Genomic DNA, 26,383 nt, shown 5'->3' on the forward strand with positions numbered 1-26,383 from the left:
TTTTTACATAGAGAAAAGCCTGCAGGCCTGCAAGCTTTTCAAGCTTATGATTAATGATGATGGTGCGTGCGATTGATTAATCGTGGATTTAAGCAGTTAATTGCGCAAAAGCAGTCTAAGTCCACTTCAATGCAGTAGTTCGTTTTTTCCAGTCGGAACACTTCACAAACCGTATCTGAATCGGTAAAGTCCAAAATGTGTTTGTGTTCGTCAAATGCGATTAATAATGATAGTGTTGCGCAGCTGTCATGAACTTTTTCCACTCTGAAAAATACTGTATTAAAGCAAGGGCCGTTATCGAGTTCGCCGACATTACCGAAGGCTACTAAGGGCTTTGATTTTGATGTAAATATTGCAAAAGGCACTGTATCGCCTAGCGAATGAGTTGGCGACAAAAGCTTTGAATGGCAGCTTGTCGGACAGTCCTCTTCAACAGCGTGTTGCAGTTCTTCAATATTTTCTACAGCTTCACGCACGCAGCTTGATGTTTTCTGGCTCATATTATCCCTCCTGCCTTATAAATTTGAGACTGGCGAAATGATGGAGAGTCAGCTGCCTCCCTCTGGAAGCAGCTGAATAATTTGCACCTGTAATAGAGTTTGGAAGGGGATTCCTCTTTACAAGTGTTTATCCATTGTGATGATGCTTTTTATCTCTGTTAGGGGATGTTCTGTCAACTAACTCTGGTGACAGGCATTGAATTGCACAGAAGCATCCGAGATCCACTTCTATGCAGAAATCCGTCTTTTCTAGCCCGAAGAAATCCGGGTCGCAAGGGTGGCAGACACTTAAAGTATCGCCTTTAACATCGACCGGGCGTAAAATAGAAAGTGTTGCACAGCAATCGCATAATTTTTCGACGCGGAAGAAAATGGATTCAAAGCATTGCATATCATCCACAAATCCCCCCACGTTTCCGAATGTGGAGAACAACCCGCCTTTTTTATCAAAAACGAGAAACGGAATTGTGTCTTTTCCAGCAATCGTAGGGTTTAAAAGGTTGGTATAGCAGCCAGTCGGACACTGTTCTTCAACTGCCTCCTGCTCTGCTAAAATCTTTTCCACTGCATCGCATACACAGTTCTCATGCCGGCCATGGGTTTTTCCGCAGCTCATTGATTTCAGCTCCTTCTTTATAGGGTATTTGACTTTAGTCCTTAACAACATATGTACCCGTGCCCCACTTGGTGTGGGTGAACGTCTATATATTCATCATATGCTTGGAAAATAAGAAAAAGCAGAGCGTTTTGGCTCTGCTTTTAGAGTTACAGGATGAGTATGATGACTAAGGCTGCAACAAGTGTGTTAGTAGCTGTCGAGATTAATGTTGCTACATCAGCATCTACTGTTGTGACATTTACGCCGCGGGAGCATTCGATGAGAAGTTTTTGGCGGTTTACTTGTTTGTTAGCTGTAAGCTGCAATAAATCTTGTGCAACTAATTCGGCAATTACGCCGTCTGCAATGGATGTGAGAGCTACTGTTAGGACAGCTGCATTAAGCGCTGTTACAACTGATGTTACGGCTTGAACGTCTGTAGATGAAATGTTGATGTCACAAGAGTCTCTAATAATAATTGTTTCATCGGAAACTTGTTTGTTGAGATTTCCCTGTGCGAGATTTTGGTCAACGAAGGCATTGTCGTTGCCAAAACCATTCCCATTACAGCACACATCGCAATGGCATTTTCTTTCTTCTTTTTTATCTTTTTCTTCGTCTAACGGATGGTTACAGTCAGGATCAAGTGCAACCCAAGAATATGGTCTGCTTTCCATATTAATTCCTCCTTTTCTTTTACTGTTATTAGATGAGCGAGCCTCTAATTTTGACTGAGGCATATATCCTGATGAAGAACCCTATTTTTTATGATTGGTCTCAATTGTTATTGTTTTGCCGTCTTTGTCTGAGCTGTTCAATTAGTTGTTCTCTCCGACTTAGCGGTTTTTCGTTTTTTTGCTCTTGAGCGGTGGCTTCTTCTTTTTTCTTCTTTTGTTTTTCAACTATTTCCGCTGATTTCGCTTGCAAGTCTTTTACCATATTCAAAAGCATTTCCTTTTCTTCATCTGAAAGTTTTTTCATTTTGTCTTTTGTGACGCCGTGTTTAAGAAAGATATTTTGAACAAGCATTTTCGACATAGGATCAACTTCCGGAAGTTTTGCAAGCTCTTCTTTGAATTTATCGTTATCTGACATTTGTTTTCACCTCTGCTTTAAAGTTTGTGAAAAAGAAAGGGTTAAAGGATGTCAAGTTCGAGGAGAATGCTGTTTAGCACCTGAATCAAAATTTGTATAAAGGTTATTATTTCGTCGGCAGACAAAGTAATCTTGATGTTACGGCTGTTAATAATTTTAATAATGGTTCTTTTTTTGATTTGGGAGTTATCGAGAATGAGTATGTCGCTTGCCACTTCGTCAGCCAAGTCCTCGTCGGTAATAACAAGCTGTGTCACCAAGATAATAAGCGTTGTGACCAAGGCTTGTATAGAAAGGGCAGATGTTATATGAGATGTATCTATTGTGATATTTTCGCAATCAATGACTTCGATCTGCTGTTCGAATTCGCTTGATAATTGTTCAAATATTGCAGGGTGCAGGGATTCAATTTCTTCTTCAAATGACATAACCTTCACTCCTTTCTTATCCATACTCTATATAATGCAAATGGGGTGCAGAGCGGAATAATAAAAATAACCAATTTTGCGCCGGACAAGATACAATTCATGAAGAATAGGGTTTTGGCATATATGTGAAGGGATCAAGATTGGCAAAGGAGTGAACAAGTGGTTATTAATGGGCTGACAATTGCTCTTCTTTCGCTTGCGGTCTTTCGGCTTGCCCGCCTGTTGGTGTTTGACACAATTATGGCGCCGCTTCGCAGCCTGTTTCACGAAGAGAAGGAAGAAACGGATGCGGATGGTAATAGTGAAACGTATATTGTGATTAAGGGAACAGGTGTCAGGGCGTTTATTGGTGAATTACTGAGCTGTTATTGGTGTACAGGCGTGTGGTGCGCCGGCTTTTTGATTTTATGCCAGGCATTGATCCCGCAAGCAGCGCAGTGGCTGATTTTGCTGCTGGCGATCGCCGGCCTTGCCGGCATTATTGAAACGCTCGTATCAAAATGGCTGCAAGAATGAGGCGTTCCCACCAGCAACTTTTTACTAACATCCGCATAAAGTAGCATATATGACATAAGGAAAGGAAGGGATCAAAGTGAATCAATTCAATAAACCTTCCCAAAAGACTCCATATACAGATTCATCGTATCAATCAAAAAAGATCAAAAAGAAAGGCTGCGGGTGCGGAAAGAAAAAGAAAAAGCCTCAATAGCCTGGCAAAGAAACCGGAGACCTCCGGTTTTTTGTTTGTTTAACAGGGCGGCCTCGCTCAGCATATATCATGAGTGGGGGGATGCAAGTGAATGAGTTTGAAAAATGGATAGAAGGAAGATATAAACCTCATGAACAAAAGCAAAAAGAGCATGATGACATCATGGGCAGCATAAGAAAAGACTTGGATGCATTTGATGAAGCCGGTCTGGCATTTGAAGAGGAGATGGAAGAGCTGGCTGAAAAAACCGAAGCCTTACTCAAAAAACACCAGGCACAGCACGAACCATCATAAATCCGCAATCGCCCTATGCGTTTATCCAAGCCGAATAAAGCGGCTCACATAGTGTATAGAGAGTAAAGGAGGTGCTTATCTATGGGCTTTGGATACGGATTCGGAGGCGGCTACGGCGGCTGCGGTGGCGGTTATGCTGGCGGTTACGGCGGCGGCTATGGTTCAACATTTGTTCTTTTAGTCGTATTGTTCATTCTCCTTATCATCGTGGGTGCATCTTTTTATAACTTCTAAGGTTTATTAAGGGGAGTACAGGTAATATCCTGTACTTCCTTGCCTTGTGTTTATTTTTTATTTTTGGAAAAAGCACATTGAACAATGGGTGTTCATACAATACCGTATCACTCCGCCAAAAGGAGGCGTATTATGGATAATCAATTTTTTAAGAACATCGAAAAGAAAACAGGTGTCAACATGCAGGATGTCATGAATCTTGCCGGCTCCCTTCAAAACGCCAATTTTAAAGACGAAAACACAGTGCGCAGTGTCATTAAACGTGTAGCACAGCTGGCAAACAGACGCGTGCCGAAAGAATTAGAAGATAAAATTGTACATTCCATTACAAGCGGAAAAGAAAAGCTTGATTTTAGTACGATTTCTAAAATGATGGATAATAAATAAAAAGAGGGCCTGGCTGACTCATTGCAGCAGGCCTTTTTTAAAAGAAAAAACCCGGCAGATCACTGCCGGGCTGTTAGTTATGCAAGGGCTGTTTTGCTTGTTTCAAAAGGGGATACAAAAATCTTGAACGGTGGGCCGTTTTGCCGCGCCTGTTTGCGGGACAAGACAAATATAAATGCTGTTTGGCCCGTGTCATCGCTACATATAACAGGCGTCTTTCTTCCTCCAAAGGAGCCTCATCTCCTTTTCTCGCTGTTTCTAATGAGAAATCGTGCGGGATCGAGCCGTCTACCGTGCCTAACACGTAGACGGTTTTAAACTCAAGACCTTTTGACCTGTGAATGGTCATCAGCTGTACGCCATTTTCATCTGTTCTGTTTTTCTCAGCGGCTCTCATATGGTCTACGTGGGCGAGAAAGTCAGGAATTGTTTTAAACTTCTTAGCGACGACTTTAATGTCGCGCAGGTCATCGGAGCCTTTTTCCAGTTTGTTGCCCTCATTGCCCCGTTTTTTTAAATACTCGGAGAAGCCCATTTTTCCTTCTGCAAAGGTGATCGCTTCCACGGGTTTCATCGTGCGGAGGCTTGCGAAAAACGGCACGATCTTCTTGATTTTGTCCAGCTGGAAAGGCTTTAGATCAGGCAGTTTGGCCAGCGCTTTGATCATCGAGCAGTCCTCCGTAATCGAGAGCGCCTTCAGCGTGTTCAAAGCGGACTGTTTTAAGAACAAGGCGGGAAGCAAGTGTTTAATCGCCTCAGTGTCATCCTCATTTTGGCTGGCGTACAAGTAGGCGAGAATCTGGCGGACGATCCGTCTGCTGTAAAACGATTGGACGCCGCGGTCAGCTGTATATGGAATTGACGAATGATGAAGCCTTTCATAAATGGCGCGGCCTCCGCTGTTTGTGCGGTAGAGAACCGCAAAGTCTTTAGGGTTTGCCCCGTTTTGAATTTTTTCCTTGATATCGGAAACGACCATTGTGGCTTCTTCCTCTTCGTCATAAGGATAAAACAGCACAGGGGCCTGGACGTCATCACGGGCCGCTTCAAGCATTTTGGCATACCTGTTTTTGTTCTTTTTCACGACGATATCAGCACTTGAGACGATGGGGTGCGTAGACCTGTAGTTCGCCGTTAAATAGATTGTCTTCGCTCCGGGATAATCCTTTTGAAAATCAAGAATAAAAGACGGATTGCTTCCCCGGAACGCGTAGATAGACTGGTCATCGTCCCCGACACAGCACAGATTTTGCTCCGGGCTTGCCAGCATTTGCATGATTTTATATTGAACTGGGTTAATGTCCTGAAACTCATCAATTAAGATATACGTAAATCGAGATTGATATTGTTCCAGAAGGTCCGGCCGATCGATAAACAATTCATAGCAGGCGGATGCCATATCATCAAAATCAAATTGATTGTGTTCTTTTTTCTGGCGCTCATAATGTTCATATAAACGATAGACTTGTTTTTCCCACTCATCCTGCAAAGGAATGCGTTCATTCGGCACATAAGTGTTTTTCCAGAAACCAATCTGCTGCAGGGCCTGATCAACGGGGAACTCTTTCTCATCTATGCCTTCTTCATAGAGTGCTTTTTTTATATATTGTTCCCGCTGCCACTCCATTTTCAGCAGATGCTCGCCGTTCCATTTAGCAGAATCATAGTGATACAAGATTTTATAAAACAAGCTGTGGAATGTTCCGGTGACAAGCCGTCTCACTTTTGCAGGCTGTAATCCGTACTGCTTTGCCATGCGTTCTTTCATTTCGGCTACGGCTTTTGTCGTAAAGGTAACAAGCAGCATGTGTTCCGGCGGTATGCCTAAGTGTTCGATCATGTGAGCGGCGCGCGCAGTCAGCACACGTGTTTTTCCGCTCCCTGCACCTGCAAGCACAAGCAGCGGGCCTTCCGTTTCCGTGACAGCTTTCAGCTGATCCGTGTTCAAGCCGACAGACGGAAAAAGGCTTGTATCAGGTTCTATCGTTTTTTGAACAAATGGTGTTCCCGGTTTAATGCTTCTCGGACGCTGCCATTCCGTGACAGCTGGAGACGAATCAGCAGCGATCGTTTTCCCCTTGGGCAAACGAATGACACCAAATTCCTGATCATCTTCTTTTTTCTCCTCTTTAGCGGGCTTCGGTTCGCACGCCGCCTCACATGCAGGAAAATCTCCTGGCTGGCGATGGATAAACTCTGGCGGATCGGAGATGTTAAGCCGTAACAAAACGGGCTTTCCGCAATGAGGACAAAATAAATGTCCTTTTATTCCCTCTTCAAAGAGGAATTGATAATGTTCTCTCGAATATGTATGTAAATGTATGGTTCGATCATTCAGTCGGGCGCATTTCAAAAAGGGGTCCTCCCAATCAAAAGGTGTTCATTACAGACAATGACTATCATATCAAAAGAAATGTGTTTCAAAAAGTAAGTTTAAGGGAAAAGAGACGGCAGAGGAGTGGGTATCGCATGATATATGCAGGTCAAATTCAGAACCAGCAATACGCTCAATATGCTAATAGAACGATTGGGCATAAGCAGGATTATGCCGGAACAGAAAAAATCAGCTATGTCCCGTTTCAGCGGGTATACAAGGAGCTGGAAAAGCAGCAGGAGAATCAAACGGCTGCTGAAAGAAAGGTAAACGAGACAAAACGTAAGCGCTCTCTTTATAAGAGATTGCGAGAAAAAGGAATGGGCACGTACATTAACCGATATGTATAAAAAACCGTTCACATCCAGGGAACGGTTTTTTATATGCGGAAAAATCCGGATCTCAATAGACCCGGATGCTGTTTAGTCCTTAATCATTTGTAAGTGGGGAATGCCGGCATCAAGGAATTCTTTTTCAGAAAGCACACGATACCCGTGTTTCTTGTAAAACGGCACAGCCTGTGTTTGTGCGTTTAAAATGAAACCGGAAGCGCCGCCGTCTGCAGCCGCTTTTTCGAGCGCTTTCATAATGATTCCGCCGACACCGGCTGAGCGGTGGCTTTTTAATACACAAATCCGCTCTAACTTGCCGTAGCCGTCCTTCATACGCCATCTTCCGGCGCCGACAGGCTTGTCGCCGTCATACACGACGATATGCTCTGACTCATTTTCAAGTTCGTCAATTTCTTCTTCAGCAGGCACGTTTTGTTCTTTGACAAAGACTTCTTCTCTTACATAAAATGCATCTTTCATTTGTTCTTCATTTTTTGCAATAACTGCTTTCAAGTCGATTATTCTCCTCCGCCTAGCAAGAAGGTTTCATACACTGTCCATGATCCGTTTTCCAGCTGATAAAGCAAGTGGAAGCGGTCAACGATTTCTTCATGTGACACTTCCTGCATTTTTAATTGTCCCAGCACATCCGAATGCTCGTCGTCGGAAAGATTTTGCCCGACCGTCACATGCGGAACGAAATTGTATTCCTGTTCACCAGCCAACACACCGGTGTATAACTTTTCATTGAGTGTTTTTAATTCTTCCGTCGGCTCTGCTTTGATGTAAATGACATTATTAACAGGCGCGAATGAGCTGTATTTTGTCATTTTGAGAACGATCGGATGGGACTCCTTCGCGATGTTTCTCAGATGTGATACAAGCTGATCCGCTTTCTCCTCCGCACATTCAAACGATGCTCTCAGTGTCAAATGGGGCGGGATCAGGGAATAGCTCGGGTCATAGCGCTTTCTGTAAGAGTTCGCAAGGTCTTGGAGTTTTTTTGATGGAAATAAAACGATTCCGTATTTCATATTATGTCCCTCCTGGAAATAAAGTATGATAGAGTATCAAAGCATTTTTTTCAGCGCCGGCGTGATGAGCGGCTGCCAGTATGTCCATTTGTGATCTCCGTCAAATGGCTCAAAATAATAATCGGAAAGCTTCTTCTCCAGCAGCTGTTTCAGCTCCTGATTCGGTTCTGTAAAGTCCAGAATGTTTCCGTCTGTCGTGTGGACGTCAGTTTCTTTTGTGCCGATTTGGTGGTAAATAGACAGGTGTTTGACATCGTCTGACTGTTTCACAGCTTCCAATACATGTTTGTCAACATAAGGAGACTGCATGATGATGTTGCCGAACATATTCGGGTAATCGAGCGCTGTCATTAGAGATATGGTAGCCCCGAGTGAATCTCCGATCAGCGTTCGTCCGTATCCGACCTGATAGGTTGGATACTCATCATCTACAAACGGAACGAGCTCATGGGCGATGAACCGTTTATACGCCGAAAATTTTGAGCCTTCCGGATGATACGTTTGTCTGCGCTCTTTTACATCCTTATAAGGAACACCGATAATAATGCTCCGGTCAATTTCCCGTTTGGAAAGCAATTCCTCGACCTGCCTGCCGATTCTCCCCAGCCTGAAATAATCGTGGCCGTCCTGCGCAATAATGACATGGTATTTATAAAGAGGGGAGTAGTTGGACGGCAGATAAACAAGCAAGGTCATTTCCTCGTTAAGCTCTTTCGAATAGAATTTCTTTTCTTGCACTGTGCCGTTTTTCGGTGCCATAATACATTCCTCCAGGACATCACTAGACTTTCTTGCTGTTTTCCATTATTGTACCATGAATTATTAGAAATTTCTCTCTTTAAACCGTTCGGAACTCGAAGAAAAAAGTGTTGAAATTAACTGCAAATTGCGCTAATATAAAACAATCAGAAAATTGAAATCGATATTTCTTATCGTGAGAGGTGGAGGGACTGGCCCTTAGAAACCTCAGCAACCGGCTTGTTTTGTATATGTGCAAAACGCCAAGGTGCTAAATCCAGCAAGCGTTTTTTATGCTTGGAAGATAAGAAGAAGCTAAACCCCTTCTTCTTATAAAGAAGGGGTTTTTATTATGAAAAGGGAAGGTGTCAGCTATATGTCACAGCACGTTGAAACGAAATTAGCCCAAATCGGGAACCGAAGCGACGAAGTCACCGGAACAGTGAGTCCTCCTATTTATTTATCAACAGCATACCGCCACAGAGGGATCGGAGAATCTACCGGATTTGATTATGTCCGCACAAAAAATCCGACACGCCAGCTTGTTGAGGATGCGATCGCCAGCTTAGAAAACGGCGCGAGAGGGCTTGCCTTCAGCTCGGGAATGGCTGCCATCCAAACGATTATGGCGCTGTTTAAAAGCGGAGATGAACTGATCGTTTCATCGGACCTATATGGCGGCACGTACCGTCTGTTTGAAAATGAATGGAAAAAATATGGATTGACCTTTCATTATGATGATTTCAGCGATGAGGACTGTTTATGCTCTAAGATTACGCTGAATACAAAAGCGGTGTTTGTGGAAACACCGACAAACCCCCTCATGCAGGAGGCGGACATTGAAAAGATCGCCCGGATTGCTAAAGAGCACGGCCTTCTGCTGATTGTAGATAATACATTTTATACACCGGTTTTACAGCGTCCGCTTGAACTGGGAGCTGACATTGTCATTCACAGCGCAACCAAGTATTTAGGCGGGCATAACGATCTGCTTGCAGGGCTTGTCGTTGTCAAGGATGAGCAGCTTGGAGAGGAAATGTTTCAGCATCAAAATGCGATCGGTGCCGTCCTGCCTCCGTTTGATTCGTGGCTTCTGATGAGAGGAATGAAAACGCTGAGCCTCAGAATGCGCCAGCATCAGGCAAACGCGCAGGGGCTTGCGGCGTTTTTAGAAGAGCAGGAGGAAATTGCGGATGTACTGTATCCCGGAAAAGGCGGCATGCTGTCCTTCCGTCTTCAAAAAGAAGAGTGGGTTAACCCGTTTTTAAAAGCGCTGAAGACCATTTGTTTCGCAGAAAGCCTTGGCGGGGTGGAGAGCTTTATTACATACCCCGCCACACAGACGCACATGGATATTCCTGAAGAGATCCGCATCGCAAATGGGGTCTGCAATCGTTTGCTGCGTTTTTCGGTCGGAATTGAACATGCGGAAGATTTAAAAGCGGACCTAAAACAGGCATTATGTCAGGTCAAAGAGGGAGCTGTTTCATTTGAGTAATCACAATTGGACGCTGGAAACCCAGCTCGTTCACAATCCATTTAAAACAGACGGCGCAACAGGGGCGGTCAGTGTACCGATTCAGCATGCATCAACCTTTCACCAATCTTCATTTGAAGAGTTTGGCGCATATGATTACAGCCGCTCAGGGACACCGACAAGAACAGCGCTCGAAGATACAATTGCCGCATTGGAAGGCGGGACGAGAGGATTTGCTTTCAGCTCAGGAATGGCTGCCATCTCAACAGCATTTTTACTTCTGTCACAGGGCGATCACGTTCTTGTGACAGAAGATGTATACGGCGGAACCTTCCGCATGGTGACAGAGGTGCTTACCCGGTTCGGCATTGACCATACATTTGTCGACATGACGGATAGTAACGAAGTAGCGCGGAATATCAAGCCGAACACAAAGGTCATTTATATGGAGACACCGTCAAATCCGACACTTGGGATCACTGATATTAAAGCGGTAGTTCAGCTTGCAAAAGAAAACGGCTGTTTGACCTTTTTGGACAATACATTCATGACACCTGCACTGCAGCGGCCGCTTGATCTCGGCGTGGATATTGTGCTTCACAGTGCAACAAAGTTCTTGAGCGGACACAGTGATGTGCTCTCAGGCCTGGCTGCTGTCAAGGATGATGAGCTTGGGAAGCAGTTATATAAGCTGCAAAACGCGTTTGGCGCGGTCCTAGGGGTGCAAGATTGCTGGCTCGTGCTGCGCGGATTAAAAACATTACAGGTCCGTTTAGAGAAAGCGAGCCAAACAGCGCAGCGGCTTGCTGAATTTTTCCAGAAGCATCCGGCGGTGAAACGCGTATATTATCCGGGGCTGTCTGATCATCCGGGGGCCGAAACCCATAAAGGCCAGTCAACGGGAGCGGGCGCTGTGCTATCTTTTGAGCTTGAAAGCAAAGAGGCCGTTAAGAAATTAGTAGAGAATGTATCACTTCCGGTCTTTGCTGTAAGCCTCGGCGCCGTGGAATCGATTTTGTCCTATCCGGCAACAATGTCTCACGCGGCAATGCCTAAGCAAGAGCGTGAAAAACGCGGCATCACAGACGGCCTGCTCCGTCTTAGTGTGGGAGTCGAACATGCAGACGATTTAGTACGTGATTTCGAACAAGCGCTGAAAGAAATTGCGCCAGTGGCGGTTCGTTAGAAAAAGAAGCCGGCGATAGCCCGGCTTCTTTTATTATTCATCATCACGATTCAGAATCGCGAGGACTTGATGATCCTCCCAAACGCCATTGATTTTTACATTTTTGCGGGCAATGCCCTCTTTATGAAATCCGGCTTTTTCCAATACACGCATGGACCCGAGGTTGCGGGGCATCACACCGGCTTCAATGCGATGCAGTTTCAATTCGTGGAACGCATAATCAACAACCAATCTGACCGCTTCTGTCATGAGTGCCTTTCCATTATAGGCTTTGTCTAAAAAATATCCGATGAACGCAGTTTGCAGCGCACCGCGGATGACTTGGAAGAGGGAAACCGTCCCGATTAATGTATCATCTGATGCTGTAAAAATGCCAAAATGATATTCTTCATCCTTCTCCAGTCTTTGCTGATACCCCCTTATTCGTTTTCTCTGACCCTCAATCGTATAATAATCGTCTGCGCGTATCATGGAGAACTGTTCAAAAAAGTCCCGATTTTCGCTTTGCAGCCGCAGATTTTGTTCGGCATCCTTTACTTCTAAAGGCCTTAGATAAATGGTATTTTCTTTTAACATACAGCGATCTCTCCATTCTCATGCCAGCATTCTTACATTATTCTAAGGAAAGTGTAAAAAACCTTTTATAAAAAGGAAGAAAACCAATTTCCCATAAAGGTGCCGACATAGTTTCCGATTAAGTACCCGAGCGTACCGACAAGCATGATCGGGGCGACAAGCTCCCGCCATCCCTTGGCAATTGCCATCGCAGCCGCAGTCGTTGGCCCTCCGACAGTAGCGTTGACGGCTAGCAGAATTTCTTCTAGCCGCACGCGGAACAATTTACCGATAGCTAAGGAAACCGCTAAATTGCTGATCGCAATGATAAACACAAATAAAAGAATAAGAGGGGCATTGGAGACGATTAAGCGCAGATCTGCAGGAATGCCGATCACCACAAAAAATAAATAAATCAAAAAGGTTCCAAGCTCCTGAGAACCATTGAGCTTTTCAAAAAAACGCGGAAAAAGAAAAATGATAAGAACAGTCAGGGATGTAAGCATCAAATATTGATCGCCCAGCGTTCCGGTCAAAAGGGGATGAGAAAACATGCTTTTAAAATAGCCGGAAACCTTCACACTGACCGCAACAAGCGCAAAAGCAGTACCGGCATTATAAGCAATATCCTTTAAGGAAATTTCCTTCCGTTTCCAATAGCTTTCAGCACTGTTTTTGCTGTTTTCATCAGCTTTCACTTTCTCCTCAAAAGGCATGGCATAATGGCGCTGAAACCATTTGAGTGCAGGAATGCTGATTAAGATAAAAAACAAAAGCGCCATCATAAAATTATCCGCCACAACGGTAGCTGACACATATTCGCCAGGTGTCTCAAATTTTGCCGCCATCGCCGCAAAGTTGATCCCGCCGCCAATATAAGAAGCGCTGATCATCCCGCCGATTTTATCTAAATAAGGAATATGCTGTTTGAGTAGAAAAAAAGCGAGGATGCTGCCAAGCACTGTTCCAACGGAGCTTATCAGAAAAATAAAGAGCAAACGCCTGCTTTCCTTAAAAATCTGCCGCACATTGATCTGAAACAATAAAAGTGGTATCGCCAGTGGTACCACATAAGACCACACAGTGTCATACACAGGGGACTCAACAGGAAGCACTCCTACATTTGTAAACACCATAGCACCTGCCAGCGCAATAATAGCCCCAGACACAGCGGATGCCCACTTAAAGCGCTGCTCCAGCCCGATGCTCACTGCCGCCCACACCGCAATAAACCCCCATAATACCCATACATCATCAGAAGAAATCAAAGAATGCAAAACCCCATCACCCCTATTGTTAGAAAATTAAGACATATTATAATAGCCGATGAACAGAACAGCAAGTCCGAAAAAAAGTTTTTCTGAAAAAGCAGTTGACGAATAGAGGAGGAGGTTATATAATAGAACTTGTCAGAAAGACAACAACATACCCAGCAACACATACATATCATGATTCCGTAGCTCAGCTGGGAGAGCGCTACCTTGACAGGGTAGAGGTCGCTGGTTCGAGCCCAGTCGGAATCATAGCTTAAACCCTTGCGCAGCAAGGGTTTTTTACTTTTATATTTAGTTATATTTGTTATCTTTTATCTACATGGGGACGAATTGAGGAAGAAAAATTTTTGGGGGCTGATTCAAAATCAGCCCTGTTTCTATGTTAGGTTTAGTGGATTATAAGGTTTCAATATTCTTTTCGATTTTTTGAATAACTTGTTCGAGCCATATGATTGGAGTTACGCCGTAACTAAGAATGTCCACTCCGTAAGCAGTTTCATCGATAAAATCATTCTTTTCTTCATCCGAATAATCGCTTTTTATAAATTCTTTAAGTGCTACTACATCATTTTCTTGCTTTTCTTTTGGTATCTCTATTAAGTATTCATCAAGTGATGATTCTGGAGAATAGATATCTTTATGGAAAAATCCACTAAGGAATCTAAATACAGGATCGGAAACTTCGATTTTAATCATTACTTATCACCACCAAGAATCATTAACTTCAAATCTAAGAGATGGACGTATCTTATTCTATATAACTTTCTGCTATATCAATATCATTTGTCATTTCTAAGTCAGGGTATTTTTCATCTAATTTTCTTAAACAATTAATAAGTTCTTTACTTTGTAAATTTTCAGCTAAATCTTCAAATACTTCACTGATCCAATATAAATCTTCTTTTTTACAATTTTCTAGATAGTTAATTGTGTTTTCCTCATTTTCTGAGAGTACTTCGATTATTTCATCCCAACTTTTTTGAATTCCATAGTCATCATTAAGATTAAGTCTTTTTCTTTTAATTAATATAGCTTCCATTTTTTTCTCTAAGTTCATATTGATCCTCCATACTTTGTCTATGGTTGATTAGTGGCGTCGGGGAAAATGGTTCCTATTTCTCCATTTGTTTTAATAACTCCAACCCTAACACCTTTATACTCTCCGAATATAGTCACACCATTTTCTGCATTAGCGAATTCGGGTAATTCAGCAATCTTTGCACCAGCAGCTGCAATATCAGACTCTGTCCAACTTTCGGGAAACCAAGATTGATTGGAGCCTGATCTTTTTGCTTTCACCTTGTGTCCAGGAACATTACCTACTCTAACACCATTTTCATATACTTTATTTATGTTATAGTCTATATTATTTTTTTCAAGAAATTCAATGTTACTTTGTCCATGTCCTCCACCTTTCATTTTTGAAATATCACCTGTTTTTGGGTTTTTAGTAAAATCACCTATGTCTGAGTGCTTAATGCTACTATCAGGAATATTAACCTTAAGGCTGCCAGTATCTCTATGATTCCCACCGTTTGTTTTTTCTGACTTGAAGAGGACACTGCTTTTTTCATTTTCCGCAATACTTTTTAATAATGGAGTATTTTTAACGTTAATAGTATTCCCGGCGTCTTGTAGAATCCCTTCTAATGCAGGAGTATATCGATTAACATAAGGTTTGACAGATGGATTGCCATTCTTAATCTTTTCACTAGTTGCTTTCCCAACTTTAGCAAGATCTTTCGAGCCTGTTGAGACAGAGGACTTTCCACCTTTCAACAACAGAAGACTTCCGCCCAAATAAGTAACATAGTGCAGCCGTGTGTATGCATCCCCGTGAATCATTTTTGTATCCCAATTATCCTTCAATGTGTCAACCATACTTTGAAAGGCAGCTTGATAGTCGTATTCCAGAACTGTATCCAGCACTTTTTGAGGATCCTTGTTTAAGTTGTCAATTGTCCAACCGATATTCCACCCGAATTGAATGGCTCCTTCACCGGTGTCCTTGGCAAGATCGTATACACCAACAATTGCACCTTTAGCGCCATCACCTATGATTCGCAACACTTCTTTTCCGTTATCCATGAAAGCTTTACGCTGTTCAAGAAATGAAACAAATTTTTGCTGTTCAGGGGTAAGATTCTCATAGCCGACCTTCTTGGCAATTTTTAAGTATTCATCCGGATCCGTCACTCCGTCAGCTAGCTTCTTCTTTAAATCTTTGATTTCTCGTTCTTTCGCTTCATCTTTCTTGATCTTCAAATAGGCTTCAGTCTGTTTCTCGATATCGCCTTTTTTCTTATGTATATCACTTTCACGGTATGCCTTGGCGTTGTAATGAATGGGCGTAGCATTTTTGCCTTTGCCTGTGGATTCCTCAAGCTTTTGGAAGTCCTTCTCGATGAATTGCTCATTTGGCTCTGACTGGGCATATTCAGAAACAAGTGCTTCGTCCACGCTGTCTAATTTATCGACTGTTTTTTTGCGTTTATTCTCCGCATCGGCGAGTTCGTCTTTAAAGGTTTCTGTCGAGAACAAATCAAGAGGAAGAATATCGTCGATATCATGTAAGATATCTTTCATCGCTTTCTTTTGTTCAGACATGATGGATTTTGATTTTGTGTAGGTGTTAACCAGCTCGTGTTCTAAGAAGGATTCTTCTATATATGCATCAGATAAGCTGGCGTCCTCTAAAGTGCCTGAAATGCTCGTCAAGAAAGCAATTTTCATATCAAGTAAGTCAATCCAATTGTCAGCTACACCTGCGTGGTCTTGATAAAATGCTTTGATGTTGTCAGCGCCTTTTCCGGAAAACTCACTGTCATCTAAATCAGCTACGGCTTTAAAGGCCTTTTTTAGATTGACCATCTGGCTTCTTAATTCCTTGTATTCTTTTGCGCGTTTATCTGCTTCGGCAAGCAACGTCTTTGCTTCAAGTACTTTCATGTTCATATCCTTTCATTGGAATTCCTAACCAAGATATTACCATGGAAGAAAGAAGAAAAAGACAAATAAGTATTTCGAAAGAGGAAAATGATTAATTAGGTCTAAGTCTTTATTCCTATTCGTGTGTTGTTAAGCAATTGAGAAGAGAGGTTAAAAGGATAGGCAGGTAGCTGCCTGGAATCATGCGGCAGCGCTTAAGCACCCTTGTGACATCCGGAAAGTTTAAAAAGGTCGGGACAGTTGGATTGTTTTTGTTTGGACATGTACAAGCTCTTAAAAAAGAATTAGAAGCCGACCGGAAGAAATATAGACCGTATGGTGGTTAAGAAAACAAATATTTCTAAGTTTCAGTAAATAAGGTATACTTATTTTAGGAGGGGGGAATTTTGGAATACCTTATTTACTGTGACGAGTCTACAAAAAGAGGAAAGCTTTGCAGTAATTTTTACGGCGGGGCTTTAGTTAAATCAATACACTCTGAAGATGTTGTTAATAGATTGAATAGATATAAAAGTGAAGCGAATATAACTGGCGAAGTAAAATGGACCAAGGTTACTGCTCCATATTTAGAAAAATACATTGGTTTGATGGATGTTTTTTTTGATTTATTACAAGAGGATAAGTTGAAAATGAGAGTTATGTTTCAACAGAATTTAGTTAGTGACGATATAATAAGACACTTTACTAAAGAAGAACATGAAGAATCTTATTTCAAGCTTTATTATCAATTTATAAAACATGCTTTTGGTTTAAAGTACTCTAATTTAACTAATGAAAAAATCAATTTACGTTTATATTTCGATCAATTCCCAGATAAAAAATCAAAAGTTGATAAATTCAAAAATTTTATATATGACTTAAGATTATCTGAAGATTTTATAAATGCAAATCTCTCTATACGGTTTGACGACATTGTTGAAGTTTCTTCACACGATCATGTTATATTGCAATGTGCTGATATTGTAACAGGGGCAATGTTCTTCAGATTAAATAAACTTCATTTAGAAAAAAATGAAGAAACGGGTAGACGAGGGAAAAGGACAATTGCTAAAGAAAAGCTTTATAAACATATTCATAAACGTATATGTGAAATCAGACCGAATTTTAATGTAGGCGTAAGTACAAGTAATGATGGTAATATAATGAATAAATGGAATTATTCATACTCTGGAAATTCACTCCTTCACAAGTTGTGAAAAAAACCTTGCAATTTTAGTCTAATTTTTGTATAATTGGGTTACAAATTACAAATATTGTGTATTAGCCCTGTCAATCCCCCTGTCAATCCGAAGGCTTGCGTTCCTACGTGAGCTACTGACGTAGGTGAGATGGGGCTTTTCTTTCTAGATCGTACTTTGAGCTCAGCGTTACCCCTGAGCGTAGATAAGGAGCCGAGTTCAACTCTTGGGTTTACTAATAGGTTGATTATCTGGACAGTCATTATGTTGTTAGGGATTTTCAATTTGAGTATTACACAGGGGGCGATAGATATGAACAATCTAAGTATTCTAACAGTTTTCGCAAGCAGTATTCAAGCTTACCTAATTAGTAAAATAGCGGGTTCTCCTTTGAGCTGAGAGTATGATTAGAAACTTCTCCCGTTTGGGAGTTTTTTTATTTCTATAAAACTCCACCCTTTATATGTCTATCCCACATCAATTCACTCTTCATATACTCCAACGGCCAAAAGAGCCTCAAATGCAATAAACCATGTATCTCCTTTTAAATCCTTCACGTGTAGCTTCTGTTTCACTTCGTTTATGTAATGCACATGCCCTGTTACTTCCTCAATAAAGCCGTCTCTGTATACTCTGATGACCAGAGCGGAGTTAAATTCTATGGCTTCGCAAATAGTGTGTGCCATCTCTTCTAACTGGTATTCATCAAGAATGGGTTTTTCGATCTTCTGAACTTCTCTCTTCCTGTTTAAAAGGGCAGCCCTTTGCTCAGGTAAAATGAATTTTTGTTCCCATCTCTTATCGTAAATTCCTTGACTCATTCCGATCATCTCCTTGAATAAATTATATGCGAACAAATGTTCTTTTATCAATGGAGAAAATATTGGTAAGCCTGTGAATTCACTCATTGGTTTTAAATGGGATATTGTTGGCGAGTTGTTGCCCAAATCTGCCAACAATTAATATTTTTATTCAGAAGGGATCATACATCTATTTCGAAATCCCTTGATGAATAAGTATTTGCCAGGAATAAAAATAACAGCTCAGAAGATAATCGCTACCTTGACAGGGTAGAGGTCGCTGGTTCGAGCCCAGTCGGAATCATAGCTTAAACCCTTGCGCAGCAAGGGTTTTTTCTTTTTATAGGGATTTTCGGTTTTATTAATGCAGTATATGATTTAAATGAAAACCCAAGAATAAAAATTGAATTGAGGAAGATAAAATAAAAACCCCATTTTTAAAGTTCAAAATGGGGTTATTTCTTGATATCATATTAAGTTGCTGCTCTATCTGCGACCTTATAAGTGGACTGCTCAGAAAGAGCGTATGAAGCGCTAGATACTCCAACAACACCAAGCAAGAGCGCTAAACAAATTGCAATTTTACATTTTTTCATTTAAATGTTTCCCCCTTTGAATTTGTTTGCGTGCTTCAATTGCCATTTGATAAAAATCGACCGCATCATGTCTGTCTTCTTTGTTGGTCAAAAAATCAGCAACAGCAACAGCGTATTCTTCCATATCACCGTAAAGGTTTTTCTCTTCGAAGAACTTGAACACTTCTCTAAGTGTTTGTAAGTCGAATGATAAATAAAGGCCTTTAACCAGTTTTAATTTCTCGGTTACTTCCTGGTTGTTGTGTCGGGCAGCAACCTTCTGACCTTCCTGGTATAATTCTAATGCAGCCTTTAAATCATTCTTCTTTGCTTTGACATATGCCAGATTAAAAATCGCTTTGGACTCATAAATGTGTTTTCGATCCTTATGAATTTCATAGGCGATTTGAAAATGTTTCTCAGCATTGTCAAGTTCTTCAAGGTTATTATAACATAATCCCACGTTAAAATGAGCTGAACCAATTAAATGTTGCTCCCCTATTTCTAGGGCATCTTTTAAAGCTTTTTCAGCTGTTTCTAAGGCATCCTCATAACACATTTTATCTAGCCAGTTCCCGAAGATAACAAACTGACACTGGACCATTTCTTTGCCATATGTAAGATTACCCTGAGCATCTTTTTGCTCTTTAAATATAGAGTATGCTCGCTGAGCATAATTCATGGAGAAATGAGTCTCTTTCATATAGTAATAGACCTCTGATACTTTAAAATAGAACTCGGCCTTATCTGTATTTGCATTTTCATCTAATAAATCAAGATATTTTTCAGCTTCACGGTAATATGTTAGGGCAATAACTAAATCTCTTGTTCTGAAGTGATACATACCGGTAAAAAAATGATAATAGAACTCTATTGTATTCGTAAGGGATTCAGGGGCCATATTCTCCCTTGTCTTTTTAAGATCAGAATAAACACCATCTATATTTTTAACAGAGTCAGGTTCAAGATACGACAGCATTATTTCATGCCGCAGCTTTAATAGCTGAAGATAGACTGCTACTTTTTCATTTTTCTCCATCATATCGAATTCTTTTTCAACTTTTCTTTTCATTTCTTTGGCTTTCTCAACTCGACCCTGCTTTATGACAACATACCAATGATTAATGTCTGTGGTTACATAATGATATGGAATTAAATCCGAAACAGACAATCAAATACCTCCTTTTATTTACATATATTTAATATTATACCACCAAGGACACCCTCTAATAGAATCATTTTTTTGAAAAGTCTCTCTATTTAGACTGATAAAGGTCAGAATAAACATAAATAAGGACCATATGGTCTGATATGACCCTTTAGCTTGCTTAAGAATTTATAGAAAGTTGGTTTAAAAGGCTATCGATGTCGTTTAATGATTTATAAATGACATCTACATTTTTCAAGAAAATGTTATAATGAGCTGAATTATTTTTAACAGAACAGGTTTCTCCAACTTTCAGAGGCAAATTATAGTCCTGAATCTTGATAACATGTGAAGGTGAAATAGAAATGTTCTTTACTTCAGCAGGTGTAGAGTGTATTTCATGAGCTGAAGCTACCCAACACAGAGTTTGTGTTGAACATGCTTGAGAGAGTTTGGCCATCTTTGAAGTTGAGCATGTGGGAATTTGGTAACCTGCACTTTATCCCCGAAGCTATCAAATAACTTTTCTTCATCTTGTTCTTATTTTCGCACTCATACCATAGATCAAGAATTGGAGTATTCTTTTGAATTTCTGCTGGACCGCTATAAAAAAATACGATCATATAGCAAACTCTAAGAATATAAAAATCGCTTTTTTCCGGAAGCTTCGGTAAAAAACGAAACTTTTGGCTCTAGGATTCTACTTTATAATGAAAACGGTTTCTTATGTAGTATACTTATACTATCTAATTGTTCAAGTGGATACTGACAGGAAGGATAGAAAAACAGATGAAGTACATGAATACAAGACAAAAAGAGATTTTGTATCTGTTGTTATCTGAACCTGATGACTATTTAGTTGTACAAGATTTCGCAGACAGGGTACAGTGTTCTGAAAAAACGATCAGGAATGATTTGAAAGCGATCGAGGATTATCTTAATGAATATTCTCAAGCTCAGCTCATTCGGAAACCGGGATTAGGCGTTTATTTACATATAGAAGATCAGGAAAGGGCCTGGCTAAGCCAACAATTACATACTGAACATTTTCATTCAAGGCAGCGGACTGATGAAGAAAGAATGCTGCATATTGCTTATGACTTATTAATGAATCTAAAGCCTGTTTCTGCAAAAGAAATGGCCGCTCAGCATTTTGTCAATCGATCTTCCATTAAAAAGGATTTATGTGCGGTAGAAGTGTGGCTGAAGCGATTTGACCTCACACTGGTTTCGAAGCAGCGGCTTGGTTTAAAGGTTGAAGGGAACGAAAAAAATAAAAGAAAAGCATTGGCAAGACTAGCTGATTTGATTGACAATACGGAGAGTACAAGCCAATTTATTAAAAGTAAGTTTTTAAGTTATGAAGTTGATTTCGTAACGAAAGAAATCAAATCATTACAAAAAAAGCATTCTCTCTATTTCACAGATGAGACGTTTGAGAGTTTACTGCTGCATACATTGTTAATGATTCGCCGAATCAAAATGAAGCAGCCGGTCTCGGTCTCCCCAAGAGAACTGGAGGCAGTAAAAAAGAAAAAAGAATATCAATGGACTTCTGCTTGTTTGCAACGGCTTGAGCCGGTGTTTGCCCTTCGCTTCCCTGAAGTAGAAGCCGTGTATTTAACATTACATATATTGGGCGGGAAAGTTCGTTATCCCTTGCAGCATAAACAGACAAATGACCATGAAAATGCTGTGCTTCCCAAGGTTGTAAGGCACTTAATCAATCGTGTTTCAGAGCTGAAAATGCTGGATTTTCATAAAGACCAGGATTTGATCAACGGCTTGAACATTCATCTCAATACAGTGTTACAGCGGTTGAGCTACGATCTTTCTGTATCCAATCCGATGCTTCATGACATCAAAAAGATGTACCCTTATTTGTTTCATCTGATCATTGACGTTCTGGAAGACATCAATCAAACGTTTGATCTTTATATCCCTGAGGAAGAGGCAGCATATTTGACACTGCATTTTCAGGCGGCGATCGAACGGCTGCATCAGAGCAGTGAGACACATAAAAAGGCAATTATCGTTTGTCACATGGGCATTGGAATGTCACAATTGCTGCGAACAAAAATTGAACGGAAATGTCATCAAATTGCTGTAGCGGCCTGTATCGCTAAAGCCGATCTAAAGGACTACACAAAAAAGCATGAGGATATCGATCTCGTTATTTCCACCATTGAGCTGGAGAATATGACGATTCCCCATATTGTTGTATCACCGCTTTTGGAGCCTGGTGATGAGAAGAAATTAAGTGCATTTATGCGACAGCTTGACGAATCGCATAGCCAAAAACAAAAAAACTTTCAGATGCTGAACAATACGACTCCATTTTTGGTTTTTTTGCAGCAAGAGGCAGAGCATCGCTATAAGTTAATTGAACAGCTGGCCACAGCTTTGTTTGAGAAAGGCTATGTTGAAAAAGAATATGCGGTTCATGCGGTTATGAGGGAAAAAATGGCGGCGACGAATATTGGAGCAGGCATAGCCATCCCCCATGCAAACGCTAAGTATATTAAACAATCAGCAATCGCAATTGCCACTTTAAAAGAGCCTCTTGATTGGGGAAGTGAAAAAGTATCGCTCGTTTTTATGCTGGCGGTCAAACATGAGGATCAAACCATGACAAAGCAGCTGTTTAGTGAGCTTTCATACCTGAGTGAGCAGCCAGCCTTCGTCCAGAAGCTGACGAAAGAAACAAATGTCATGACATTTTTATCTTATTTGGATTATTAAAAGCAGGGATTCCTTCCTTGCTTTTTTTGTGTTTATAGGGAAAAATGCCGTGATTTACGGAACTTATGGTAAAAAACGCGATTTTAACGGCATGATTTCGGTATACAGTTGAGACAAGACCTTATTATTCTCACATTTAAGGAGGCTTCATATGAAACTGTTAGCGATTACATCTTGTCCGAACGGAATCGCCCATACGTATATGGCAGCGGAAAATCTGCAAAAAGCTGCTGACAGATTGGGCGTTAGCATCAAAGTTGAGACCCAGGGCGGAATCGGGGTAGAAAATGAGCTAACCGCAGAGGAGATTCAGGAAGCTGATGCGATCATTATTGCAGCAGACCGCTCAGTAAACAAAGACCGGTTTATAGGAAAGAAACTGCTGTCTGTCGGGGTTCAGGACGGCATCCGCAAACCGGAAGAATTGATTCAAAAAGCACTTAGCGGTCATATACCGGTCCATCATTCTGCTTCAACATCGAAACCTAACAATCAACAGGAGAAGAAACAAAATCCGATTTACCGTCATTTAATGAACGGCGTTTCATTTATGGTTCCTTTCATTGTCGTCGGCGGATTATTGATAGCGGTTGCATTAACGCTTGGAGGCGAAAAAACACTTAAAGGCTTAGTCATTCCGGATGATTCTTTCTGGAAAACGATTGAACAGATCGGCAGTGCTTCATTTTCATTTATGATCCCGATTTTAGCAGGCTATATCGCCTATAGCATCGCTGATAAGCCGGGACTTGTGCCTGGGATGATCGGGGGATATATTGCAGCGACTGGAAGTTTTTATGACAGCGCAAGCGGTGCCGGTTTCCTTGGCGGAATCATTGCCGGATTTTTGGCTGGCTATGCTGCGCTTGGGATAAAAAAAGCAAAAGTTCCAAAAGCAATCCAGCCGATTATGCCAATTATTATTATTCCGGTGTTTGCATCGCTGATTGTAGGTTTAGCGTTTGTGTTTTTGATCGGCGCACCTGTAGCTCAAATTTTCGCAACTTTAACGGTTTGGCTGGCGGGGATGAAAGGATCGAGCTCGATCCTTCTGGCATTGATTTTAGGCGCGATGATCTCCTTTGATATGGGCGGTCCTGTAAACAAAGTGGCATTTCTGTTTGGGTCGGCAATGATTGGAGAAGGAAATTACGAAATTATGGGGCCAATTGCCGTCGCCATTTGTATCCCGCCGATTGGTCTTGGGATTGCGACGTTCTTAGGAAAAAGAAAATTCGAGGCATCTCAAAGAGAAATGGGGAAAGCGGCATTTACGATGGGACTCTTCGGCATCACTGAAGGAGCCATTCCATTTGCGGCACAGGATCCTCTTCGGGTTATTCCTAGTATTATGGCAGGTTCTATGACAGGTTCTGTGATAGCGATGATTGGCAATGTGGGCGACAGAGTGGCGCACGGCGGGCCTATCGTTGCTGTGCTTGGTGCGGTTGACCATGTCTTGATGTTTTTTATTGCTGTGATTGCAGGATCCCTTGTCACTGCTCTATTCGTCAATGTACTGAAAAAGGATATTACGGCGGCGTCCCCTGTGCCCAGCGAAGCTGCACCGGCAAGTGAAGCTGCTGCGGCAAAAGAAATACCGCAGCCAACTCAAGCTGAAAGCCAGAAAGCTGAGATAACCGACATCAAAAAACTGACGGACATCATCAGTCCAGAGCTGATTGAACCACATTTATCCGGAGAAACCAGGGATGACATTATTGATGAAATGATCCAAAAATTGTCCCGCGGAGGTTTGCTGCTTTCAGAAAGCGGATTTAAACAAGCCATTTTGAATCGTGAGCAGCAGGGAACAACGGCGATTGGCATGAATATCGCGATTCCGCACGGGAAGTCTGAGGCGGTCAGGGAGCCGAGTGTTGCCTTTGGGATTAAACGATCAGGTGTTGACTGGAACAGCCTTGACGGATCAGATGCAAAATTAATCTTTATGATTGCTGTACCGAAAGAGAGCGAGGGGAACCAGCATCTGAAAATATTGCAGATGTTATCTCGAAAACTAATGGATGACAGCTACAGGAAGCGGCTGCTCTCCGTGCAAACAACAGAAGAAGCATACAAGCTGCTGGATGAAATCGTATAATGCGGGGGGATTTTCATGACGACTGAACCGTTATTTTTCAAGCCTGTTTTCAAAGAGCGAATTTGGGGCGGCACTGCTTTAGCTGCTTTCGGCTATAATATCCCATCAGAACAAACCGGGGAGTGCTGGGCTTTTGCCGCTCATAAAAATGGGCAAAGCGTTGTTCAAAACGGCATGTATAAAGGATACAAGCTAAGCGAATTATGGGAACAGCACAGACATTTATTCGGACATCTTGAAGGGGACCGGTTCCCTCTTCTAACAAAACTGTTAGATGCAGACCAGGACTTATCGGTACAGGTGCATCCGAACGATGAGTTTGCCAAAACACATGAAAACGGAGAGCTCGGAAAAACCGAATGCTGGTACATTATTGATTGCGAACAAGATGCAGAGATCATTTACGGCCACAACGCAAAAACAAAGGAAGAACTGATCTCGATGATAGAGCGTGGAGATTGGGATGAGCTCTTATGCCGCATAAAGGTAAAGCCGGGGGATTTTTTCTATGTGCCAAGCGGTACTGTTCATGCAATTGGGAAAGGCATTCTCGTTTTAGAAACGCAGCAGAATTCAGATACAACCTATAGATTATATGATTATGAGCGAAAAGATGCAGAAGGCAAAATGCGTGAGCTTCATTTGGAAAAGAGCACAGAAGTGATAGAAGTTCCATTTATTCCAGATCAGCAAACTGTTCAATACGCTCAAATAGATGGTTTGCTTATAGCCACATTGATTGAATGCGCTTACTTTTCGGTGGAAAAGTGGAATTTATCAGGATCAGCAAGCTTACAGCAGCAAAAGCCATTCCTTCTTGTCAGTGTTATCGAAGGGGAAGGCCGAATATTCTCCGGTGAGCATGTCAATACATTCAAAAAAGGAGACCATATGTTGCTGCCTTACGGTTTTGGGGAATATAAACTGGAGGGGCAGGCAGAGTGTATTGTCTCTCATTTATGAAAATCAGTGCTATTCAGTTTTTTAATGCTTTAGTTCAATCCCCAGCTTCAAAAGATGTTCGGTGGCTTCATTCAACAGATAAAAAATCTTAAATTTTTGGGAAATCTGCTGAAGGAGCTGGAAAATAAATGTTAAATCCTTTTCTATATATGATAAACTTATGTCAGAGAATGAAAAAACACGATTCGGTTGGTAGTCCGGATGCATGAATGATCATGTCAGTAACCTTCCCCTCCTCGGGATGTCCATCATTCTTTAGTATTTTGTTGAGGAGGGAATCGTTATGAAATTAACGATTTACTATGATGGTCAGTTTTGGGTAGGCGTTATTGAAGAAATTAATAATGGAAAGCTGAGAGCCTTTCGTCACTTATTTGGAAAAGAGCCAAAGGACTCTGAAGTATTAGATTTTGTTCATGACCAACTCTTGACTATCATGTCCAAAACTGAGCAGGAAGGGATTCGTTTAAAAGGCCGACACCAAAAGAAGGTAAATCCCAAAAGATTGCAACGGCAGGTTTCAAAAGAATTGAAGATTGCCGGAGTGACTTCTAAAGCTCAAGAAGCAATGAAACTAGAGTTTGAAGCAAGAAAACAAAAGAAAAAACAATTAACAAAAGAACAGAGGGAAAACTTAAAAGAAAAAAAGGAACTTCTCAAAAAGCAAAAAGCGAAAAAGAAGCATAGGGGTAAATAAGTTAAAAGCAGGC

The 26,383-nt window shown here is 41.4% G+C and carries 27 protein-coding genes, 1 tRNA gene, 2 pseudogenes and 1 riboswitch; of the genes and pseudogenes, 13 read left to right on the top strand and 17 right to left on the bottom strand.

Annotated features, from left to right (window positions below; translation table 11 throughout):
- Positions 1 to 50: 50 nt before the first annotated feature.
- From cotZ to MOB98_RS06890, 5 genes are all read right to left on the bottom strand, one after another.
- The gene (gene cotZ / locus MOB98_RS06870) at positions 51 to 500 is read right to left on the bottom strand and encodes a spore coat protein CotZ (protein ID WP_268359562.1); all 450 of its coding nucleotides are present in this window, start codon (positions 498 to 500) and stop codon (positions 51 to 53) included.
- Between the two features lie 127 nt (positions 501 to 627).
- The gene (gene cotY / locus MOB98_RS06875; protein WP_014113395.1) at positions 628 to 1,116 is read right to left on the bottom strand and encodes a spore coat protein CotY; all 489 of its coding nucleotides are present in this window, start codon (positions 1,114 to 1,116) and stop codon (positions 628 to 630) included.
- 149 nt (positions 1,117 to 1,265) lie between these two features.
- Positions 1,266 to 1,775, bottom strand: a complete 510-nt coding sequence (gene cotX, locus MOB98_RS06880; RefSeq protein WP_268359565.1) for a spore coat protein CotX — start codon at positions 1,773 to 1,775, stop codon at positions 1,266 to 1,268.
- Positions 1,776 to 1,875: 100 nt separating this feature from the next.
- Positions 1,876 to 2,193 (bottom strand): spore coat protein CotW, encoded by a 318-nt coding sequence (gene cotW / locus MOB98_RS06885; protein WP_268359566.1) that lies wholly within the window; start codon positions 2,191 to 2,193, stop codon positions 1,876 to 1,878.
- 41 nt (positions 2,194 to 2,234) lie between these two features.
- Positions 2,235 to 2,621, bottom strand: coding sequence for a spore coat protein (locus MOB98_RS06890; protein ID WP_268359568.1), 387 nt, complete (start codon positions 2,619 to 2,621; stop codon positions 2,235 to 2,237).
- Positions 2,622 to 2,780: 159 nt separating this feature from the next.
- Here MOB98_RS06890 and yjcA point away from each other — a divergent pair, with 159 nt between their 5' ends.
- The 4 genes from yjcA to spoVIF all read left to right on the top strand — a co-directional run bounded on the left by yjcA (position 2,781) and on the right by spoVIF (position 4,245).
- Entirely contained in the window at positions 2,781 to 3,137 is a 357-nt protein-coding gene (gene yjcA, locus MOB98_RS06895; protein WP_268359570.1) for a sporulation protein YjcA, read from the top strand.
- A gap of 280 nt (positions 3,138 to 3,417) precedes the next feature.
- The gene (locus MOB98_RS06900; RefSeq protein WP_268359572.1) at positions 3,418 to 3,624 is read left to right on the top strand and encodes a hypothetical protein; all 207 of its coding nucleotides are present in this window, start codon (positions 3,418 to 3,420) and stop codon (positions 3,622 to 3,624) included.
- A gap of 81 nt (positions 3,625 to 3,705) precedes the next feature.
- On the top strand, positions 3,706 to 3,858 hold the full coding sequence (locus tag MOB98_RS06905) for a YjcZ family sporulation protein (RefSeq protein WP_268359574.1): 153 nt from the start codon (positions 3,706 to 3,708) through the stop codon (positions 3,856 to 3,858).
- 132 nt (positions 3,859 to 3,990) lie between these two features.
- Positions 3,991 to 4,245 carry a sporulation-specific transcription regulator SopVIF gene (spoVIF, locus tag MOB98_RS06910; protein ID WP_268359576.1) on the top strand — a complete coding sequence of 85 codons (255 nt, stop codon included), beginning with the start codon at positions 3,991 to 3,993 and terminating at the stop codon, positions 4,243 to 4,245.
- Positions 4,246 to 4,318: 73 nt separating this feature from the next.
- Here spoVIF and MOB98_RS06915 read toward each other — a convergent pair whose 3' ends face one another.
- On the bottom strand, positions 4,319 to 6,598 hold the full coding sequence (locus MOB98_RS06915) for an ATP-dependent helicase (protein WP_268359579.1): 2,280 nt from the start codon (positions 6,596 to 6,598) through the stop codon (positions 4,319 to 4,321).
- Positions 6,599 to 6,714: 116 nt separating this feature from the next.
- Between MOB98_RS06915 and MOB98_RS06920 the strand changes: the two genes are divergently transcribed.
- Positions 6,715 to 6,969, top strand: a complete 255-nt coding sequence (locus MOB98_RS06920) for a hypothetical protein (protein ID WP_003239230.1) — start codon at positions 6,715 to 6,717, stop codon at positions 6,967 to 6,969.
- Positions 6,970 to 7,041: 72 nt separating this feature from the next.
- Here the strand turns inward: MOB98_RS06920 and MOB98_RS06925 are convergent, their stop codons facing one another.
- From MOB98_RS06925 to MOB98_RS06935, 3 genes are read right to left on the bottom strand one after another with little or no spacing between them, the layout of a single operon-like run.
- On the bottom strand, positions 7,042 to 7,464 hold the full coding sequence (locus MOB98_RS06925) for a GNAT family N-acetyltransferase (RefSeq protein ID WP_268359581.1): 423 nt from the start codon (positions 7,462 to 7,464) through the stop codon (positions 7,042 to 7,044).
- A gap of 5 nt (positions 7,465 to 7,469) precedes the next feature.
- Entirely contained in the window at positions 7,470 to 7,985 is a 516-nt protein-coding gene (locus MOB98_RS06930; RefSeq protein ID WP_084991364.1) for a YjcG family protein, read from the bottom strand.
- 36 nt (positions 7,986 to 8,021) lie between these two features.
- Complete coding sequence (locus MOB98_RS06935; RefSeq protein ID WP_268359584.1) at positions 8,022 to 8,744, bottom strand: esterase family protein; 723 nt, start codon at positions 8,742 to 8,744, stop codon at positions 8,022 to 8,024.
- 167 nt (positions 8,745 to 8,911) lie between these two features.
- Positions 8,912 to 9,034, top strand: a riboswitch (SAM riboswitch).
- Positions 9,035 to 9,099: 65 nt separating this feature from the next.
- On the opposite strand from MOB98_RS06935, the gene metI reads away from it, so the two are divergent.
- Together metI and metC are read left to right on the top strand one after the other, a co-directional pair.
- Positions 9,100 to 10,221: a cystathionine gamma-synthase/O-acetylhomoserine thiolyase gene (metI, locus tag MOB98_RS06940; RefSeq protein ID WP_268359600.1), complete on the top strand. Its 1,122-nt coding sequence runs from the start codon at positions 9,100 to 9,102 to the stop codon at positions 10,219 to 10,221.
- The gene (metC, locus tag MOB98_RS06945) at positions 10,214 to 11,386 is read left to right on the top strand and encodes a cystathionine beta-lyase (RefSeq protein ID WP_268359585.1); all 1,173 of its coding nucleotides are present in this window, start codon (positions 10,214 to 10,216) and stop codon (positions 11,384 to 11,386) included. The genes metI and metC overlap by 8 nt, the downstream gene beginning before the upstream one ends.
- A 33-nt stretch (positions 11,387 to 11,419) precedes the next feature.
- Here the strand turns inward: metC and MOB98_RS06950 are convergent, their stop codons facing one another.
- Positions 11,420 to 11,962, bottom strand: a complete 543-nt coding sequence (locus MOB98_RS06950; RefSeq protein WP_268359587.1) for a GNAT family N-acetyltransferase — start codon at positions 11,960 to 11,962, stop codon at positions 11,420 to 11,422.
- Positions 11,963 to 12,027: 65 nt separating this feature from the next.
- On the bottom strand, positions 12,028 to 13,218 hold the full coding sequence (locus MOB98_RS06955) for a DUF819 family protein (RefSeq protein WP_268359589.1): 1,191 nt from the start codon (positions 13,216 to 13,218) through the stop codon (positions 12,028 to 12,030).
- A gap of 173 nt (positions 13,219 to 13,391) precedes the next feature.
- Here MOB98_RS06955 and MOB98_RS06960 point away from each other — a divergent pair.
- A tRNA-Val gene (locus tag MOB98_RS06960) sits at positions 13,392 to 13,464 on the top strand.
- 147 nt (positions 13,465 to 13,611) lie between these two features.
- Here the strand turns inward: MOB98_RS06960 and MOB98_RS06965 are convergent.
- The 3 genes from MOB98_RS06965 to MOB98_RS06975 are packed head-to-tail and all read right to left on the bottom strand — an operon-like array spanning position 13,612 to position 16,164.
- Positions 13,612 to 13,911 (bottom strand): contact-dependent growth inhibition system immunity protein, encoded by a 300-nt coding sequence (locus MOB98_RS06965; RefSeq protein ID WP_268359591.1) that lies wholly within the window; start codon positions 13,909 to 13,911, stop codon positions 13,612 to 13,614.
- 52 nt (positions 13,912 to 13,963) lie between these two features.
- Positions 13,964 to 14,272 carry a hypothetical protein gene (locus MOB98_RS06970; protein WP_088111129.1) on the bottom strand — a complete coding sequence of 103 codons (309 nt, stop codon included), beginning with the start codon at positions 14,270 to 14,272 and terminating at the stop codon, positions 13,964 to 13,966.
- A gap of 20 nt (positions 14,273 to 14,292) precedes the next feature.
- Complete coding sequence (locus MOB98_RS06975; RefSeq protein ID WP_268367023.1) at positions 14,293 to 16,164, bottom strand: T7SS effector LXG polymorphic toxin; 1,872 nt, start codon at positions 16,162 to 16,164, stop codon at positions 14,293 to 14,295.
- 386 nt (positions 16,165 to 16,550) lie between these two features.
- Here MOB98_RS06975 and MOB98_RS06980 point away from each other — a divergent pair, with 386 nt between their 5' ends.
- Positions 16,551 to 17,360, top strand: a complete 810-nt coding sequence (locus MOB98_RS06980) for a DUF3800 domain-containing protein (RefSeq protein WP_268367024.1) — start codon at positions 16,551 to 16,553, stop codon at positions 17,358 to 17,360.
- Between the two features lie 464 nt (positions 17,361 to 17,824).
- Here the strand turns inward: MOB98_RS06980 and MOB98_RS06985 are convergent, their stop codons facing one another.
- The 3 genes and pseudogenes from MOB98_RS06985 to MOB98_RS06995 all read right to left on the bottom strand — a co-directional run.
- Complete coding sequence (locus tag MOB98_RS06985) at positions 17,825 to 18,163, bottom strand: YolD-like family protein (protein WP_052500085.1); 339 nt, start codon at positions 18,161 to 18,163, stop codon at positions 17,825 to 17,827.
- A gap of 561 nt (positions 18,164 to 18,724) precedes the next feature.
- A complete protein-coding gene (locus MOB98_RS06990; RefSeq protein ID WP_268367025.1) occupies positions 18,725 to 19,888 on the bottom strand; it encodes a tetratricopeptide repeat protein in 1,164 nt (387 codons plus the stop codon).
- Between the two features lie 250 nt (positions 19,889 to 20,138).
- Positions 20,139 to 20,282: pseudogene (locus MOB98_RS06995) on the bottom strand (hypothetical protein); the annotation flags it as partial.
- A 371-nt stretch (positions 20,283 to 20,653) separates the two neighbouring features.
- Here MOB98_RS06995 and MOB98_RS07000 point away from each other — a divergent pair.
- The 4 genes and pseudogenes from MOB98_RS07000 to MOB98_RS07015 all read left to right on the top strand — a co-directional run bounded on the left by MOB98_RS07000 (position 20,654) and on the right by MOB98_RS07015 (position 26,370).
- Positions 20,654 to 22,606 carry a BglG family transcription antiterminator gene (locus tag MOB98_RS07000; protein ID WP_268367026.1) on the top strand — a complete coding sequence of 651 codons (1,953 nt, stop codon included), beginning with the start codon at positions 20,654 to 20,656 and terminating at the stop codon, positions 22,604 to 22,606.
- 151 nt (positions 22,607 to 22,757) lie between these two features.
- On the top strand, positions 22,758 to 24,710 hold the full coding sequence (locus MOB98_RS07005; protein ID WP_268367027.1) for a fructose-specific PTS transporter subunit EIIC: 1,953 nt from the start codon (positions 22,758 to 22,760) through the stop codon (positions 24,708 to 24,710).
- A 15-nt stretch (positions 24,711 to 24,725) separates the two neighbouring features.
- Positions 24,726 to 25,673 (top strand): mannose-6-phosphate isomerase, class I, encoded by a 948-nt coding sequence (manA, locus tag MOB98_RS07010; protein ID WP_268367028.1) that lies wholly within the window; start codon positions 24,726 to 24,728, stop codon positions 25,671 to 25,673.
- A 215-nt stretch (positions 25,674 to 25,888) separates the two neighbouring features.
- A pseudogene (locus tag MOB98_RS07015) lies at positions 25,889 to 26,370 on the top strand (YjdF family protein).
- The last annotated feature ends 13 nt before the right edge of the window (positions 26,371 to 26,383 follow it).

The organism is Bacillus sp. N13C7 (genome assembly GCF_026790065.1).
Classification (GTDB): domain Bacteria; phylum Bacillota; class Bacilli; order Bacillales; family Bacillaceae; genus Bacillus.